Origin of the sequence: Actinomycetospora lutea (assembly GCF_028737205.1) — a bacterium.
Classification (GTDB): domain Bacteria; phylum Actinomycetota; class Actinomycetes; order Mycobacteriales; family Pseudonocardiaceae; genus Actinomycetospora; species Actinomycetospora lutea.
On record NZ_JAQZAL010000084.1, the window covers coordinates 1 to 1,650 of the forward strand.

The 1,650-nt window shown below is 66.5% G+C and carries 3 protein-coding genes; all 3 read right to left on the reverse strand.

The window, feature by feature from the left end; translation table 11 throughout:
* On the reverse strand, positions 1-217 hold a 217-nt coding region (locus PHK61_RS31735; protein ID WP_274285028.1), incomplete at its 3' end, for a hypothetical protein.
* 133 nt (positions 218-350) lie between these two features.
* Positions 351-986, reverse strand: a complete 636-nt coding sequence (locus PHK61_RS31740; protein ID WP_274285029.1) for a HEAT repeat domain-containing protein — start codon at positions 984-986, stop codon at positions 351-353.
* Between the two features lie 11 nt (positions 987-997).
* Positions 998-1,650: DUF8189 domain-containing protein (locus PHK61_RS31745; RefSeq protein WP_476288795.1), on the reverse strand; the 653-nt coding region annotated here is incomplete at its 5' end.

Genomic DNA, 1,650 nt, shown 5'->3' on the forward strand with positions numbered 1-1,650 from the left:
CGACACCATCCTCGCCAGAGCCAACCGACAAGCTAACTCCGAGACGGACCACTAGGACGAGCTCAACCTTGAGAAGGCGGCATGCCTCGTCGAGGGCACGGCGTTCGCCGACGGATGGATCTTCCCCGGCGTCCACGACGGCGATGTCCCCGGACTTCCAGCCGTCCGCGGCGGCGGCGCGCTCGGAGACACCCGCGACGGCCTCATCATCACTCACGCCCTCTACTGCGACATGGCCGACAGCCGCCGCGCTTCCGCCTTCCCGCTGGTGGCATCCCCCCGGGTTCGGGAACCGATAACCGGCTTCTATGTCTTGGGGGGCTTCGATCTACGCCTGGGCCCGTGCTGGGCTACTCTGCTTCGCCCGGCATCAGCCCGGGGCGGCTGGATGATCGGTCGGCTTCGCCCGGCATCATTGTCGAGCCGGCTGCGTCGTCCTCGCCGGGCATGAGGCCGCGCGAGCTTGACGATCGGTCGGCAGTCTCTCCTGGCATGAGGCCGGCGCTCCCGTGGCCGAGGGTCCGGCTTTCGCCGGGCATCGGGCGCTCGATGCTGGCGGCATCGAACCCGGGCCTCTCCGATGGTGCGTCGTCGGGGGGTTGCGCTTCGAGCTGCTCGGCGAGGGCCGTTGACGGCTCGATGGGGACGGACTGCCGAGCGACCTTGCGGACCCCCGTGTCCGTGTCGGCCACGAGCCCGGTCAACAGCTCGCTTGCCTCGGCGGACCCGAGTTGTCCAGCCGCGGTAGCCGCAGCGACACGGACGGCGGGGTCAGGGTGCGACGCCGCGGCCCGCACGACATCGACGCCGTCGCTTCCGTTGAGTAGGCCAGCGGCGTAGGCAGCCTTCGCGGCGAGCATCGGGTCAGCGCCAGCGACAAGTTGTGTCAGGAAGGGAAGCGCGTCGGAACCGAGGGCCGCGGCGGTCGAGTAGTCGGGCTCCTCAGGCTCGAGAATGGACCGGACGTCCTGCATGGTGGTGGCCACTGTGGGCCTCCTCAGATGTCTTGGGTGAGCGCCGAGTTCAGCATCGTGGTGACTTCCGATGCAATCAAATCGGGCGGAGGATTGGTGATGTTGGCTGTGCCGTTTCCTGTCATCAGGCGGTCGTTGTCGTTCACGTGTCGGAGATCGAGTACGTGACCCACTTCGTGACCAAAGGTCCACTGGGTTGCTCCCTGTGCAACAACTGCCCCGGGTCGACCCGCTGGATGCGCAGCGCAACCGTTGAACGGCGGCACCGTCGAGCGAACCAAGTAGACGACGACGTCGTTGGCGCCTGCGTTGTTCCGATTGCTGAAAAGTTGATTCTGCTCGGCGGTTGTTTGCCCGACGACGCACTGGCCAACGTCCACATCGTTCAATGTCGGGAGGTTGAGGTTCTCAGTGGAGGCCCACACGACCAGCACCCCTGCTGTCGCGTAAACCTCCCGCATCCTCTGGACCATGGTGGCGACCGGCACGGTAGGAGCGGTGAGGATCTTGGTGTGCAAGCGCACGGTCGGAACACGCGCCCACCACTTGTGCCAGAGAGCGTTGTCAGTGCCGCGGACGAAGACGTCGATTCGATCGCTCCTCCAGGAGACGGCGGCCGGCTCGGAGGTGAGGACGCCGCCGAGGCTTTCCCAGCCTGACCAGCCGTTCTGGTACC